This window comes from Paraburkholderia tropica (genome assembly GCF_914484835.1).
Lineage (GTDB): Bacteria > Pseudomonadota > Gammaproteobacteria > Burkholderiales > Burkholderiaceae > Paraburkholderia > Paraburkholderia tropica_A.
The window spans coordinates 214,556-228,306 of record NZ_CAJZAR010000062.1 but is presented as its reverse complement, the minus strand read 5'-3'; the positions used below and the strand labels follow the sequence as shown (position 1 = coordinate 228,306).

The window sequence follows — 13,751 nt, the reverse complement described above, 5'->3', positions numbered from 1 at the left end:
GACCATCATGGATAAAATCGACCATGTGCTGATCGTCGACGACGACCGCGACCTGCGCGAACTGGTCGGCAACTACCTCGAAAAGAACGGCATGCGCGTGACGCGCGCCGCCAACGGACGCGAGATGCACGCGGCGCTCGACAAGAGCCTGCCCGACCTGATCGTGCTCGATCTGATCCTGCCCGGCGAGGATGGGCTCGCGCTCTATCGCGTGCTGCGCGAGAGCCGGCATCGCCTCGTGCCGGTGATGATGATCAGCGGTCGCAACGACGTCATGGACCGCATCGTGGGCCTCGAAATGGGCGCCGACGATTATCTGACCAAGCCATTTCCGCCGCGCGAACTGCTCGCGCGCATTCGCGCCGTGCTGCGGCGCACGCGCATGCTGCCGCCCGATCTGCACGCCGAGGACGGCGCGGCGACGCTCGGCTTCGGCAACTGGCGGCTCGACACCGCCGCGCGCCAATTGCTCGATCCGCACGATACGCCGGTCGCGCTCAGCGGCGCCGAATATCGCCTGCTGCGTGTGTTTCTCGATCATCCCCAACGCGTGCTCACGCGCGATCAGTTGCTCAACCTCACGCAGCGGCGCAGCGCCGATCCGTTCGACCGCTCGATCGATCTGCTCGTGAGCCGCTTGCGGCAACGCCTCAACGACACCGCCCGCAAAGCGCGTTACATCAAGACGCTGCGCAACGAAGGTTATGTGTTTTCGGCGGCCGTCACCGCGCTCGACGAGCGTCGCGCAAGCGAACGCAGCCATGCGCGTCGCGCACCCGCGCCTCACGCGCGGTCTCTCTGTCTTCAAAGCAGCGCCGTCTGACTGCGTCGCACGAAGCCGATCGATGCGCTACGCGTCTGTAGCGCAGTGTATCGGCCGCGCACACGGACACACGCGCTTACATTTTCACGCGTTGGCGGAAACAACCGGGATACGTGCGGGCGTTCCAATGACGTCGTACGTCAACTCAAGGAATGCACCATGAAAACGCCACGCAAAACACCCTATACAAGGAGCGCGCGAGCATGAAGCAGATCGTGATGGAAAGACCCGGCGGCACGGACACACTGCGTCTCGTCGATGTCAACGAGCCCGTCGCGGGTCCGGGCGAAGCGCTCGTCGAAGTCGACGCTGCGGGCGTCAACTTCATGGACATCGGCGTGCGTCGCGGCGCGTTCTGGGAGTCGATGCCGGACCCGAAACCGCTGGGCGTCGAAGGCGCGGGCCGCGTGCTCGCGGTCGGCGAGAACGTCGTGGACGTGCGCCCCGGACAGCGCGTGGCATGGGTCTACGCGCCGGGCAGCTACGCGCAGCGCGTCGTCATTCCGGTCACCGCGCTCGTGCCGGTGCCCGACGAAATCGACCATCGCACCGCCGCTGCGCTGATGATGCAGGGCCTCACGGCCAGCCACTTCGCGACCGACTTCTATCCGGTGCAGCGCGGCGACATCGCGCTCGTGCACGCAGCTGCAGGCGGCCTCGGCTTGCTGCTCACGCAGATCATCAAGCTGCGCGGCGGCACGGTGATCGGCCGCGTGTCGAGCGCGGCCAAAGCAGAGATCGCACGCGAGGCGGGCGCGGACCACGTGATCGTCGACACGGACGGCAACTTCGCCGAGGAAGCCGTGCGGCTCTCCGGCGGCGAAGGCGTGCACGTGGTCTACGACGGCTCCGGCCCGACGACCTTTCACGCGTCGATGGCCTCGCTGCGCCGCTGCGGGACGTTCTGCTGGTACGGCCCGGTGCTCGGCGACGCGGGACCGCTGCACATCATGAGCCTGCCGCGCAGCATCAAGATCGGCTATGCGGTGTTCGCCGATCACATCGCCACGCCCGCCTTGTTGCGCGCGCGTGCGAAGCAGTTGTTCGACTGGATCGTGGCCGGCGCGATCGACGTGCGCATCGGCGGCGTGTATCCGCTCGAACAGGCCGCCCAGGCGCACGACGATATGGAAAGCCGACGCTCCACCGGCAAGCTGCTGCTAATTCCGTAATGCGCGTAGTTACGCGACGTCGCTCGATGTGGTTAAGCGCGGCTCGACTTCAAGCGACGTCGCAACACACAGTCTCGCGCGGGCCGCCTGCTTGCGTCACCGTGGCCGAAAACAGGTAGCCCTCGTTGCGGATCGTCTTGATGTAGCGGCCCTCGCGCACGCCGTCGCGCAAACGCTGGCGCACGCGGCTCACGAGCAGATCGATCGAGCGGTCGAGCAGATCGGCTTCGCGGCCCTGCGTGAGATCGAGCAGTTGATCGCGCGAGAGCACGCGATTCGGATAATCGAGCAGCACGCGCAGCAAACGATATTCGGCGCTGCTCAGCGCGACGGTTTCGCCGCCCGCATCGACGAGGTGCCGCGCCAGCGTGTCGAGCCGCCAGTCGCCGAAGCGCAGCACGCGCGGCGTCGGCGCGACGCGCAGGCCCGGCGGCGGCAAGCGCGCGCGGCGCAGAATCGCGCGAATGCGCATGAAGAGTTCGCGGATCGCGAGCGGTTTGGCGAGGTAATCGTCGGCGCCCATTTCGAGGCCGACGATGCGATCTTCCACGCCCTGCCGCGTGGACAGCAGCAGAATCGGCAGCGCATGAAAGCGGCGGTTTGCGCGTAATTCGCCGCATAACGCGAGGCCGTCCGCGTCGGGCAGATGCGTATCGAGCACGACGAGATCGGGTTCGACTCTGTTGAGCAGCGCACGCAGATCGCGCGCGCGAGCAGCGTGCGTGACGCGCATGCCATTGGCCTGCAAATACGCGGCGATGCGTTCGCGCAGCGCCCGATCGTCGTCGACGATCAGGATGTGGTCCGGCTTTTGAGGGGCATCTTCAACCATGACAAAGGACTTCTTGATTCAACTGCGGAAATCGCGCCATCGCGGTTAAACGAACGTGCGGTCAGCGAGCGCTTCCTTCCGCATATTGATTCGGATCGCTGACTAATTACCGAGGAAATCCCGGTTTCGCGATGGTGTCAGGAAGGCGCGATCTGGACAACAGCAATTGCGCCCAACCCCTGTTGCCTCGCGGGCAACGCACGACATTCGAACAGGTGCTCACCATGCGTCAACTCAATCATCAACGCCTGCGCTACTTTCAAGCGGTGCTCGATCACGGTTCGATCCGTGGCGCCGCCGACAGTCTCAACACGTCGCCTTCGGTGATCACGCGCCAGATCCGCATACTCGAAGACGAACTCGGCGCGACGCTGTTCGATCGTTCCGCGAAAGGCGTGCGCCCAACCGACGCGGCGACGCATCTGCTCGACTTTGTCGAAAGCTGCCGCGCGCAGCAGGAGAAGCTCGAAGCGGAACTCGGCGCGCTGCGCGGCCTGCAACACGGGCGCATTCGGCTTGCCGTCAGCGAGGGCTTCGTCGATACGCTCACCGACGCCGTGCTCGGCCCGTTCTGCGCACGCTATCCGGCGCTGACGATCGAGCTGAGCGTGCTGGGCCGCGACGGCGTGATCGACGAAGTGGCGTCGAGCCGCGCCGATATCGGGCTCGCCTACAATCCGCCGCCGCATCCGCTGATTCGCTGCCTCGCGAGTTCGAATCAACCGGTCGTGCTGTTATTGCGCCATGAACATCCGCTGGCGAAAGCAAAAGCCACCGCGCGCGTGGACGATTTGCGCGCATATCCGCTCGCGCTGATGCCCGAATCGTTCGGCATTGGCTACGCGGTGCGGATGGTCGAACTGGCCGAGGGAATCGACATTCCAGCGGCCATGACCAGCAATTCCGTGGCCGTGCTCAAACGCATGGTGGCGGTCGAGAATTTCGTCACGCTGATCGGTGAATTCGCCGCGCAGCGCGAAGTCGCGAGCGGCGAAATGACGACGCGGCCCATCGAGCACAGCATTTTCCAGAGCACGCGCGCGCGTTTGCTCGTGAAGTCGAATCGCGCGCTCACGCCCGGACCGGCGGCGCTGCTCGAATGGATTCGCGAGCGGCTGCCGGTTTTCGCGCCCGTGCATTAACGTGTGAATTTTTAAAGAGGCGCGGAATAAAACGCGCGACGCAAGTGTTCTCCGTGCTCGACGCGCCGGAACGTCCGCATTGTATTAAGCGGTTCGATCCGCTACGATCCGCCCACACTCATCACGCACCGCCATGCAATTCTCCGACTTCACCTCGCCCGCCTTCTTCGCGAATCCTTATCCCGCGTATGAAAAAATTCGCGCCGCCGGCGCGCTGCTGCCGATCGCACCGCAGGTTTTCGTCACCGGACGCTTCGAGGTGATCGACGCCTTGCTGCGCGATCCGCGCATGGGCAAGACCTATCTGCAGAGCGTGGCCGCACGCTATGGCGAGGAAGCGACGGCGCGGCCCGTGTTCCAGTCGCTGAATCGCACCTTGCTGATGATGAATCCGCCGACCCACACGCGGCTGCGCGGGCTGCTGATGAAAACCTTCAACGCGCGGCAGATGGAGAAGCTGCGCGATACGGTGGAGGCCACGACGCGCGCGCTGCTCGATGCAATCGGTACGAATGCCGCTTTCGACCTGATGAGCGATTTCGCGCTGCCCTTGCCGGTGCGCATCATTTGCCAGTTGCTCGACGTGCCGCTCGACGACGCACACGCGCTCGCGGGCGCGGCAAGCAAACTGGTCGCCGCGTTCGATCTCGCGCCGCTCGACGCGCAGGCACTGAGCGCCGCCGACGAAGCCGCGCTCACCCTCGAACGCTATTTCCACGGTGTGATCGAACAACGGCGCGCGCACGACGGCGACGATTTGATCAGCGCGCTATTGCAAGTCGAAGTCGACGGCGTCCGGCTCAGCGATGAAGAAGTGGTCTCGAACGCGGTGTTGCTGTTTATCGCGGGACACGAGACGACGTCGAACATGATCGGCAATACGATGCTCGCGCTGTTTCGCCATCGCGATCAGTATCAGGCGCTTCAGAACGACCGTTCGCTGCTGCCGCGCGCCATCGCCGAATGTCTGCGCTACGACGGTGCTGTGCAAATGGTCGTGCGCACGGCCTTCGACGACATCGAGATTGGCGATGCACGGCTCGCGCGCGGCACGGTGGTCTTTATGTTGATCGGCGCGGCCAATCGCGATCCGCAGGCGTTCGCGCAACCGGACCGACTCGATTTCGCGCGCGATGATGCGGCGACTTCACTGTCATTCGGCGCGGGCATTCACTACTGCCTGGGCGCGCGGCTCGCGATGCTCGAAATGGAAGTGGCGATCGGACAATTGCTCGACCGCTTTCCCGCGCTGGACGCCGAGAATCTCGATGCGCTGGTCTGGCAGCACCGCAATAATCTGCGCGGCGTGACGGCGTTGCGCGTGCGGACCGGATATTGAATTGATTGAAAGTGGCGCGGCGAGTTCGCCGCGCCGTAGATTCGCGCGTGTCGCTCAGGGTGCGAAGCGCGTAAAGACGTAATCGCGATCTTTCACGCGCTCGGCGTGGCACGCGAAGCAGGTCTGATGCTGCTTCAGATCGGCGGGCTTGCCGTCGATAAACCGTCCGAAACCCCAGCCGCCCGTCGACGCGTAACGCTTCGAATCCTTCACCATGACCTGCACCGTGGTGGGCTGGCCCGGCACCGTGGCCGGCGCGAAGTCGTCGGACTGCTTTTTCTTGTAAGCGAGCTTGACGAGCACCGCGCCGTCCGGGAACGGCAGCGTGGCGTTCTTGATCGCCTTGATCGCAGCGGGATTGCCGAGCACCACGCGCAATTCGTCCAGCGGCGCGGCTTCGGCGGCGGGCGCGATCATCTGCCACTCGCGATAGCCGGGCGGGATCGTCACGCCGTAGATGGGCGATGCATCCGCCGAGGGCTGCGCCGCCAGCACGCCCTGACTCGCCGACGCGGTCAGCGCCACAGTAGCGCCGCACAGCAAGGCCTTCACGCGAAGAAATCTCATTCCGTACACTCCGTTAAATCGGCTGCTTGATTCGTGGCCGCGCGGGAATTGCGACCTATACTGGTGAAAAGGCTAGCATCGGAGCGTTTTTTGGACGATATGGCAATCGGTTTAACGGAGTTATACCGATGTATATTCGCGGTGTTCGTTCATTAACTTTATTCTGGAATCCGAATTAGATTGTGACCGTTCATTGTTACGGTCGCTGGCGCGCTGAACGCGGTCTCGCGCCGGTATATACTGCTGCGGTTTTTCAGTTGACGAGATCATGATGATTGAAGTAATCGCGCGTAAGGCTACGCGCAAGGCGTTCTATTTCCCGACCACGGCCGACTTCCAGAAAGCCGTGAAAAAGGCGAAGAAGGCGGGCGTCGCGCCGGTCGAGGTCGTGGCTGAGGTCGTGACGCCCCCCGCACCCGCACCGGAAAGCGCGCGCGCGGCGAAGGGCGCGAACAAGCGCGCAAGCAAGCACACGACGAAGCGTGCGAAGAAAGACAAGGCCGCGCGTCATCGCATCGCCATCGCCAAGGCGGACCAGAAGCGCATCTCGCGCCTCAAACGCAAGTGCGGCCATGCGGGCGTGACAGTGAAGAAGCGCGATCTGCTGCGCGCCGGACTGCTGATGCTCGATGGCGCGTCGAAGAAGCGTCTTGCCGCGGCGATTTCGGCGCTCGATTCGACGAAGTCGGAACGCGCGGGCAAAGGGCGCTAACACTCACTCCGGCGAACATCGCACGATATCGGCTTGCGCGCGGTTACGCCGCCGTTCGGGCCAACAAAGAGGCAAACCGACATGAACAAGCGGCAATTCTTGAGTGGCGCGGCGGCGTTCGGCGTGGCGTCGTCGGCCTTCGCGGGGAAACACGAGACGAACAACGCAGGCCACGCGGATGCGCCCGCTGTGCTGACGATCTCCGGCGATATCGATCGGCATAATCGCGGCGGCGTCGATGTGCTCGATCGTTTGTTCGAGAAGCAGCTTGTGGAATTTGCTAACGCTTATGCGTTCGATTTTCCGTCGCTGATGCGTTTGCCTGCGGTGACGATACGGCCCACTCTGGAGTATGACGCGAAGCCGCATACGCTTTCTGGGCCGCTGCTTGGCGATGTGCTGCGCGTTGCGGGTGCGTCCTCGTCCGCGTCGGCGCAAGTCATGCTGCGCGCTATCGATGGTTATGCGGTCATGGTGTCGCTGGAGAATCTGCGTGCGTGGCGATATATCGTTGCCACGCATCTCGATGGCAAGCCCATGCCGTTGGGCGGGTTGGGGCCGCTTTGGGTGGTGTATGACGCCGACCGCGTGCCCGAGCAGGCAAGCAAGCCGCTGAAAGAGCGGTTTGTGACCTGCCCGTGGGCGGTTTATCACGTGCAGGTTAAGGCCGGATAACGCATCGGTCCTTTTGGCGCGATCGGTTAACGACGTTTGATCGAGGCTGCCACTTCTTCGCCGATTTTTTCGATTTCGTCGGCGGTGACGGGGGTTTTGCCTTGTGCAGCTGCGTCGTTACGAACGACGTAAAGCAGCAAGTCCGCTCATCAGTTGCGACTGCGCTTCAGTGACATCGAGTTGCTGACTCGTCGCGCTTTTCGCGTACGTACTCACATACAGGCCCTGGCCTGCGTTGATGGCACCGAACGCATCCGATTTCAAATCGAATCCGCCACCCAGATACACGCCGCGCGAATTCGCGCTCTGCGTAACCCGATCTGTTATTCGTTATTTCTTGACTGCGTAATCTTACTGTTATGTTGATATCCGGTCACGCTTTGTTATGAATAATGCGCGAGTTATCGCGCCCTTAAATGTAAGCAGAAGTATCGAATAACCAATCCGCATCGCAGGCGCATTGACTATGCTGTGCGTAAGCGCGGAGCGTGCGGATGCCCGAACGGCGGATTCTCCAACATACTCCCACCGAGTATGCTAGGATACTCCCGTGCAGTATCCCACCAGGATCGAACATGCCCCATAGTCCCGAAGAGAAAAAGCGCGTTCTCGCGCGCGTACGCCGCGTGCGCGGGCAGATCGACGCGCTTGAGCGCGCCCTCGAGGAAGGGGCGGATTGCGGTCCGGTCCTTCAGCAGATCGCGGCGGTGCGCGGCGCGATCAACGGGCTGATGGCCGGGGTCCTGGAGAGCCATTTGCGCGAGGAGTTTTCCCATCTCGCGGCGGCGAACGGCACACCCGACAAACCCATCGAAGAAGTGGTTTCGCTGGTGCGTTCGTATTTGCGTTAATCCCGTTTCAAACACCGGCCGCCCGCGCGGCCTCATGGTCGACTGGTCGACTCCTTTCCTTACCGATACCGAGATTGCTATGAAATCACGTGCTGCTGTTGCATTCGGCCCGGGCAAGCCCCTGGAAATCGTCGAGATCGACGTCGAACCGCCCCGCAAGGGCGAAGTGCTGGTGAAGATCACCCACACGGGCGTCTGCCATACCGACGCCTTCACGCTCTCCGGCGACGACCCCGAAGGCCTGTTCCCCGCCGTGCTCGGCCATGAAGGCGCGGGCATCGTCGTGGAAGTGGGCGAAGGCGTGACGAGCGTGAAGCCCGGCGATCACGTCATTCCGCTTTACACCGCCGAATGCGGCGAATGTCTGTTCTGCAAGAGCGGCAAGACCAATCTGTGCGTCGCCGTGCGCGCCACGCAAGGCAAGGGTGTGATGCCCGACGGCACCACGCGCTTCAGCTACAACGGCCAGCCGGTCTATCACTACATGGGCTGCTCGACGTTCAGCGAATACACGGTCGTGGCCGAAGTCTCGCTCGCGAAGATCGACCCGCAGGCGAACCCGGAGCAGGTCTGCCTGCTCGGTTGCGGCGTGACCACCGGCCTCGGCGCGGTGAAGAACACGGCCAAGGTGCAGGAAGGCGATACGGTCGCGGTGTTCGGTCTCGGCGGCATCGGCCTCGCGGTCATTCAAGGCGCGAAGCTCGCGAAGGCGGGCCGCATCATCGCCATCGACACGAATCCGGGCAAGTTCGAACTCGCGAAGGCTTTCGGCGCGACCGACTGCGTGAATCCCAAGGATCATGAAAAGCCCATCCAGCAAGTGATCGTCGAGATGACGGGCTGGGGCGTCGACCACAGCTTCGAGTGCATCGGCAACGTGAACGTCATGCGCGCGGCGCTCGAATGCGCGCATCGCGGCTGGGGTCAGTCGGTGGTGATCGGCGTGGCGGGTTCGGGCCAGGAGATCTCCACGCGTCCGTTCCAGCTCGTCACGGGCCGCCGCTGGCTCGGCACCGCGTTCGGCGGCGTCAAGGGCCGTTCGGAACTGCCGGGCATGGTGCAGGACGCGATGGCCGGCAAGATCCAGCTCGCACCGTTCGTCACGCACACGAAGGATCTCGATGGCATCAACGAGGCTTTCGATCTGATGCACGAAGGCAAGTCGATCCGCACCGTCGTTCACTATTGATGTAATGCGATGACGTGAATGGCCGCGCGCCGAACCCGGCGCGCGGCCATTTGCATTTGAACCCGCGCACACCTCATCTGAATCGCGAGATTCTATTTATTCATCAGACTAATTCACCTCGAAATTGACAGAGCAATTCCATGCGCGAACGTGCGCGACTTCGCAGCGACATTCCGTCAAGCCGCCCCTCGCGAGCAAACTCTTTCTTTTTCGCAAACGTTTGCCTCCCGACTCTCAAGTTGGCTCACGAATGGCCGACAACGTGCACATCGCCACGAAACTTTGGAGCCTGGACGTGCCGCGCATTGCTTTCCTCCTCGCCGTACTTGCCGTGACAGGCTGCGCGCAACTGCCCCAGGCCAACACCGCCGATGCCGGTAAGGCGTCCGCATCGGCCGCGATTCTGCGCTTCGACATTCCCGCCGATGCGCTCGGCGCGCGCGATCCGCAATTGAGCGCCGTGCTCGCGAAAGCGGGCGCGCTCGCCGCCGCGCAAAAGCAGCCGACGGTGATCCGCGTGACCGCGCTCGGTCAGGATCTTCGCTATATCAACGAAGCGATCTGGAAGGGCGTGCCCGCGCGCCAGGCGCAAAAGCCCGCGCTGGAGAATCTCACGGCAGGCGCGAACCAGACGTACAGCGTGGCGATCGAGCCGCTGAAGACGGGGAGCTGAGCGCATGCGTACGATGATTTTCGCGGCGGCCACGCTCGCGCTCGGCGCGCAATGCGCGTCCAATGCGTGGGCCGACTCGGCGCCCGCGACCGTGCTCGCCTCGGCTGCGCCTTCCGCTTCGCCGGCCGCTGTGTATCCGCCGCTGCCTTCGCTCACGATGCTGCCGCCTTCGAGCGGCGACGACGACGATCCGCCCGCCGCCACGCACAGCAGCGCGCGCAAGAAGAAAGCGGCGCGCGTGCGCGACTGCCATTGCGCGATGCCCACGGCGCGTCTCGTGGTCTCGGACACGTCGCGCGCGTATCTGAAAGATGTCGAGCGGCAACTCGATGCCGCCCTCGCGCATTGAGCGCCGCACCGGAGACCCCGCGATGCCGACGCTACCCGCTTCGTTGATCCGCTCTGTGCGATTCCTGCTGGCCTGCGCGTTCGCGCTCGGCGCCGCGCTCGGCAATTCGGGCGTCGCGCGCGCGGCCGAAACCGCCGACGAATGCTTCGAAAAGGCCGGCGCGTATCAAGGCGTGAATCCGCTCGTGCTGCGCGCCGTGGCCTGGCGCGAATCGAAAGGTGACGCCACCGCGATCAATCACAACAGCAATGGCTCAATCGACGTCGGGCAATTGCAGATCAATTCGATTCACTTTTCGGAATTGGCGCGCCAGGGCATTCCGCATCGCGCGCTGACCGATCCGTGCGTGAATATCTTCGTGGCCGCGTGGCTGCTCAAACAGAAGATGGTGCGCTACGGCAATACGTGGCGCGCGATTGGCGCCTATCACTCGGAATCGCCGCGCGAACGCGATGCTTACGCGCGCAGCATTCAGGCGATTCTGATTAGCTGGGGCCAATTGCAGCCCGCCCATTGAACGCGCCATGCAATTCGCCGGCGTTCGCCTGATAAGCGAACGCCGGCGTTTTTACACTGCACGCAATCAGCTCACACCCACGCCGCTCAGCGCGCGCGCTTCGCGTTGCGTCGCTTCACGTAGCTGCGCTTCATCGCGCAAGGCTTGCGCTTCGCGCTGCGTGGCGTCTTGATACGCCAGATACTTGCGCTGCGTAACGATGTGATCGGCGACGTGTTTCGCGTCGTGCCACACGCCCCAGATGAAACTCGATCCGCGTCGCGAAAGCCACGGCAAGCCCAGGAAATAAATACCCGGCTCGCTCGACACGCCACGCTGATGCTTCGGCTTGCCCTTGTCGTCGAAGGCGTTCACGTGCAGCCAGTTGTAATCGACCGCATAACCCGTCGCCCAGATAATCGACGTCACACCGGCCTGCGCGAGATCGAGTTCGAGAATCGGATGCGTCACGCACTCGGGATCGGGATAGACGCGGCGCGCTTCCGGTTCTTCCGGCAGATCGAGACCATTGCGCTCGATATACGCGTCGGCGGCATTGAGCAGCGAGAGATAGTTTTCATCGCCGCGCGCGATGTTGTCTGCGAGATCCGGCTGGAACGTCGCCACGCCGTTTTCAAACGCCTTCGTCAAACCAACCAGCGTCACGCCCTGCTGTGCGAGCAAACGGAAGTCCACCGTCTGGCCGCCGCGCGCGCCGCTGACCGCGATCGTCACGTGTTCGCGGCCCGGGCGCGCCACTTCCGCGTCCCATTCGCCGAGCACGCCGAGCCACCAGCAGAAATCGCGGTTGCGGTACGCGCGCGGCGGGCGATCGTGCGCGCCCACCGAGAGATACACCTGGCGGCCCGAGCGTTGCAGTTCATCGGCGATCTGCACGCCCGACGAACCCGCGCCTACCACCAGCACCGCGCCTGCGGGAAGCTGCTGCGGATTCTTGTAATCGGCAGAATGGATCTGATGCAAACCCTGCGTTTGCGGCGCGATCGGCGGAATCACCGGACGCTGGAACGGCCCCGTCGCCACCACCACGCGGCGCGCTTCGATCGTGCCTTCGCTCGTCTCGATCACGAAGCCCGCCTCGCCGCTTTTGCGCTCGACGCTTTTCACTTCCACGCCGGTGCGAATGGGCGCGTTAATCTGCTTCGCGTAATCGACGAAATAATCGGCAACGCGTTCTTTCGAAGCGAAGGCATCGGGATCGAGATCGTCGAATGCCATGCCCGGAAAACGATCGTGCCAGACGGGACCGTTCGCGACCAGCGAGTCCCAGCGGCCCGTGCGCCAGCGTTCGGCGATGCGGTCGCGCTCCAGCACAAGATGCGGCACGCCGAGCTTGCCGAGATGTTCGCTCATGGCCACGCCGGCCTGGCCCGCGCCCACCACGAGCGTATCGATGGTTGTCGTTTCGAGAGTCATTGCGGTTTCCTTCTGCGAAAAGTTTGCATTCACACCGGCACGCCTGCGTGCTGGCGACGCCGGTACGCGCTGTCGCGCGAAGCCAGCCAGTAATAGAGCGGCGACGTCACCACGAGGCCGACGAGCCAGGACAGATCCGCGCCGTCGATATGCGCCGCGACCGGGCCCGCATACATCGGCGTATTCATGAACGGAATCTGCACGGCGATACCCACCGCGTAGGCGATCAGCGCCTGCGGATTGAAGCGGCCGTAAATCCCGCCATCCACGCGGAAGATCGAATCGATGTCGTAACGGCCCGCGTGAATCACGTAGAAGTCGATCAGGTTGATCGCGGTCCACGGCACCAGCACCACGAGCAGCGCGAGCACGAGATCGACGAAATGGCCGACGAAGTCGCTCGATGCGCCAATCGCCGCGAAACAGCACGCCACGAGAATCACGACGGACAACACGGCGCGCGCCTTCGAGGTGGGAATCCAGCGATACGCGAAGGTTTGCAGCGAGGTAATCACCGAGAGCACCGCGCCGTAGAGATTGAGCGCGTTATGGCTGATCACGCTGAGCAGGAACAGCACGAGCATCACGGGGCCGAGCGCGCCGGTGGCGAGCTTCACGGCGTCCATCGTGTCCACGCCCGGGGGCACGGCGAGCGCCGCGACCGCGCCGAACACGAAGGCGAGCGTCGAGCCGAGCGCGCAGCCGAGATAGGTGGCCCAGAACGTCGAGGCCACGCCCACGTTCTCGGGCAGATAGCGCGAATAGTCGGACACGTACGGCGCAAACGCGATTTGCCACAACGCCGAGAGCGACACCGTCGCGAGCCAGCCCGCGAGATTGAAGCCGCCGCGCGTGAGGAAATCGGCGCTTTGCACGTGCGAGAGAATCATCCAGAAACCGACCACGATGCCGATGCCGAGCACCCACGTGCCGATGCGATTGAGCACGTGTATGAAGCGGTATCCGATGATGCCGATACAGCCCGAGCCCACCGCGCCCACCACGATGCCGACCGGCACCGGCACCGTCGGCGCGATGCCGTGCAGCGACTTGCCCGCGAGCACGATATTCGACGCGAAGAAGCCCACGTACATCACGCCCGCGATCACGGTCACGAGCAACGCGCCCCACGAGCCGAACTGCGCGCGGCTCTGGATCATTTGCGGAATGCCCATCTGCGGACCTTGCGCGGAATGCAGCGCCATCAGCACGCCGCCCACCGCCTGGCCGATCACGATGGCCACGATGCCCCAGAACAGATTGAGGTGATAAATCTGCACGCCCAGCGCGCCCGTGACGATAGGCAGCGGCGCAATATTGCCGCCGAACCACAGCGTGAACAGATCGCGCACCTTGCCGTGACGATCCTCGGGCGGCACATAGCCGATCGTGTGCTTTTCGATAAGCGGGACGGCCCCGCGCTCTGCTGACATGACAACTCTCCCATCCCGCGCGCGTGCGCGCGTATCGTGCGTGGGCGCTCGCGATTGCGGC

General features: G+C 63.6%; 15 protein-coding genes and 1 pseudogene. 11 read left to right on the top strand and 5 right to left on the bottom strand.

Features of this window, described 5'->3' with window-relative positions; genetic code table 11:
• Positions 1-7: 7 nt before the first annotated feature.
• Entirely contained in the window at positions 8-823 is an 816-nt protein-coding gene (locus LDO54_RS22065) for a response regulator (RefSeq protein WP_224012786.1), read from the top strand.
• Between the two features lie 203 nt (positions 824-1,026).
• Entirely contained in the window at positions 1,027-1,995 is a 969-nt protein-coding gene (locus LDO54_RS22060; protein ID WP_224012785.1) for a quinone oxidoreductase family protein, read from the top strand.
• A gap of 49 nt (positions 1,996-2,044) precedes the next feature.
• Here the strand turns inward: LDO54_RS22060 and LDO54_RS22055 are convergent, their stop codons facing one another.
• Positions 2,045-2,827 (bottom strand): response regulator, encoded by a 783-nt coding sequence (locus tag LDO54_RS22055; protein WP_224012784.1) that lies wholly within the window; start codon positions 2,825-2,827, stop codon positions 2,045-2,047.
• A gap of 224 nt (positions 2,828-3,051) precedes the next feature.
• On the opposite strand from LDO54_RS22055, the gene LDO54_RS22050 reads away from it, so the two are divergent.
• Together LDO54_RS22050 and LDO54_RS22045 are read left to right on the top strand one after the other, a co-directional pair.
• A complete protein-coding gene (locus tag LDO54_RS22050; RefSeq protein WP_224012783.1) occupies positions 3,052-3,969 on the top strand; it encodes a LysR family transcriptional regulator in 918 nt (305 codons plus the stop codon).
• Positions 3,970-4,102: 133 nt separating this feature from the next.
• Positions 4,103-5,308 carry a cytochrome P450 gene (locus LDO54_RS22045; RefSeq protein WP_224012782.1) on the top strand — a complete coding sequence of 402 codons (1,206 nt, stop codon included), beginning with the start codon at positions 4,103-4,105 and terminating at the stop codon, positions 5,306-5,308.
• Between the two features lie 54 nt (positions 5,309-5,362).
• Here LDO54_RS22045 and LDO54_RS22040 read toward each other — a convergent pair whose 3' ends face one another.
• Complete coding sequence (locus LDO54_RS22040; RefSeq protein WP_224012781.1) at positions 5,363-5,875, bottom strand: cytochrome P460 family protein; 513 nt, start codon at positions 5,873-5,875, stop codon at positions 5,363-5,365.
• 268 nt (positions 5,876-6,143) lie between these two features.
• Between LDO54_RS22040 and LDO54_RS22035 the strand changes: the two genes are divergently transcribed.
• Together LDO54_RS22035 and LDO54_RS22030 are read left to right on the top strand one after the other, a co-directional pair.
• A complete protein-coding gene (locus LDO54_RS22035; protein ID WP_224012780.1) occupies positions 6,144-6,587 on the top strand; it encodes a hypothetical protein in 444 nt (147 codons plus the stop codon).
• Between the two features lie 81 nt (positions 6,588-6,668).
• A complete protein-coding gene (locus LDO54_RS22030) occupies positions 6,669-7,262 on the top strand; it encodes a molybdopterin-dependent oxidoreductase (RefSeq protein WP_224012779.1) in 594 nt (197 codons plus the stop codon).
• Positions 7,263-7,403: 141 nt separating this feature from the next.
• On the opposite strand, the pseudogene LDO54_RS22025 reads toward LDO54_RS22030, so the two are convergent.
• Positions 7,404-7,565: pseudogene (locus tag LDO54_RS22025) on the bottom strand (type VI secretion system Vgr family protein); the annotation flags it as partial.
• A gap of 272 nt (positions 7,566-7,837) precedes the next feature.
• Here LDO54_RS22025 and frmR point away from each other — a divergent pair.
• The 5 genes from frmR (at position 7,838) to LDO54_RS22000 (ending at position 10,841) form a co-directional block, all read left to right on the top strand.
• Positions 7,838-8,113 (top strand): formaldehyde-responsive transcriptional repressor FrmR, encoded by a 276-nt coding sequence (gene frmR / locus LDO54_RS22020; RefSeq protein WP_065058649.1) that lies wholly within the window; start codon positions 7,838-7,840, stop codon positions 8,111-8,113.
• A 79-nt stretch (positions 8,114-8,192) separates the two neighbouring features.
• Entirely contained in the window at positions 8,193-9,302 is a 1,110-nt protein-coding gene (locus LDO54_RS22015) for an S-(hydroxymethyl)glutathione dehydrogenase/class III alcohol dehydrogenase (protein ID WP_224012778.1), read from the top strand.
• A 295-nt stretch (positions 9,303-9,597) separates the two neighbouring features.
• Entirely contained in the window at positions 9,598-9,975 is a 378-nt protein-coding gene (locus tag LDO54_RS22010; protein WP_224012777.1) for a hypothetical protein, read from the top strand.
• Between the two features lie 4 nt (positions 9,976-9,979).
• Positions 9,980-10,324 carry a hypothetical protein gene (locus tag LDO54_RS22005; RefSeq protein ID WP_224012776.1) on the top strand — a complete coding sequence of 115 codons (345 nt, stop codon included), beginning with the start codon at positions 9,980-9,982 and terminating at the stop codon, positions 10,322-10,324.
• Positions 10,325-10,346: 22 nt separating this feature from the next.
• Positions 10,347-10,841, top strand: coding sequence for a lytic transglycosylase domain-containing protein (locus LDO54_RS22000; RefSeq protein ID WP_224012775.1), 495 nt, complete (start codon positions 10,347-10,349; stop codon positions 10,839-10,841).
• Between the two features lie 66 nt (positions 10,842-10,907).
• On the opposite strand, the gene LDO54_RS21995 is transcribed toward LDO54_RS22000, so the two are convergent.
• A complete protein-coding gene (locus LDO54_RS21995) occupies positions 10,908-12,257 on the bottom strand; it encodes a flavin-containing monooxygenase (RefSeq protein WP_224012774.1) in 1,350 nt (449 codons plus the stop codon).
• Between the two features lie 29 nt (positions 12,258-12,286).
• Complete coding sequence (locus tag LDO54_RS21990; protein WP_224012773.1) at positions 12,287-13,690, bottom strand: purine-cytosine permease family protein; 1,404 nt, start codon at positions 13,688-13,690, stop codon at positions 12,287-12,289.
• Between the last annotated feature and the right edge of the window lie 61 nt (positions 13,691-13,751).

Excerpts from the sequence above, each read along its gene's own strand:
- LDO54_RS22065 (WP_224012786.1), top strand. The coding sequence starts at position 8 with ATGGATAAAATCGACCATGTGCTGATCGTCGACGACGACCGCGACCTG.
- LDO54_RS22060 (WP_224012785.1), top strand. The coding sequence starts at position 1,027 with ATGAAGCAGATCGTGATGGAAAGACCCGGCGGCACGGACACACTGCGT.
- LDO54_RS22055 (WP_224012784.1), bottom strand. The coding sequence starts at position 2,827 with ATGGTTGAAGATGCCCCTCAAAAGCCGGACCACATCCTGATCGTCGAC.
- LDO54_RS22050 (WP_224012783.1), top strand. The coding sequence starts at position 3,052 with ATGCGTCAACTCAATCATCAACGCCTGCGCTACTTTCAAGCGGTGCTC.
- LDO54_RS22045 (WP_224012782.1), top strand. The coding sequence starts at position 4,103 with ATGCAATTCTCCGACTTCACCTCGCCCGCCTTCTTCGCGAATCCTTAT.
- LDO54_RS22040 (WP_224012781.1), bottom strand. The coding sequence starts at position 5,875 with ATGAGATTTCTTCGCGTGAAGGCCTTGCTGTGCGGCGCTACTGTGGCG.
- LDO54_RS22035 (WP_224012780.1), top strand. The coding sequence starts at position 6,144 with ATGATGATTGAAGTAATCGCGCGTAAGGCTACGCGCAAGGCGTTCTAT.
- LDO54_RS22030 (WP_224012779.1), top strand. The coding sequence starts at position 6,669 with ATGAACAAGCGGCAATTCTTGAGTGGCGCGGCGGCGTTCGGCGTGGCG.
- frmR (WP_065058649.1), top strand. The coding sequence starts at position 7,838 with ATGCCCCATAGTCCCGAAGAGAAAAAGCGCGTTCTCGCGCGCGTACGC.
- LDO54_RS22015 (WP_224012778.1), top strand. The coding sequence starts at position 8,193 with ATGAAATCACGTGCTGCTGTTGCATTCGGCCCGGGCAAGCCCCTGGAA.
- LDO54_RS22005 (WP_224012776.1), top strand. The coding sequence starts at position 9,980 with ATGCGTACGATGATTTTCGCGGCGGCCACGCTCGCGCTCGGCGCGCAA.
- LDO54_RS22000 (WP_224012775.1), top strand. The coding sequence starts at position 10,347 with ATGCCGACGCTACCCGCTTCGTTGATCCGCTCTGTGCGATTCCTGCTG.
- LDO54_RS21995 (WP_224012774.1), bottom strand. The coding sequence starts at position 12,257 with ATGACTCTCGAAACGACAACCATCGATACGCTCGTGGTGGGCGCGGGC.
- LDO54_RS21990 (WP_224012773.1), bottom strand. The coding sequence starts at position 13,690 with ATGTCAGCAGAGCGCGGGGCCGTCCCGCTTATCGAAAAGCACACGATC.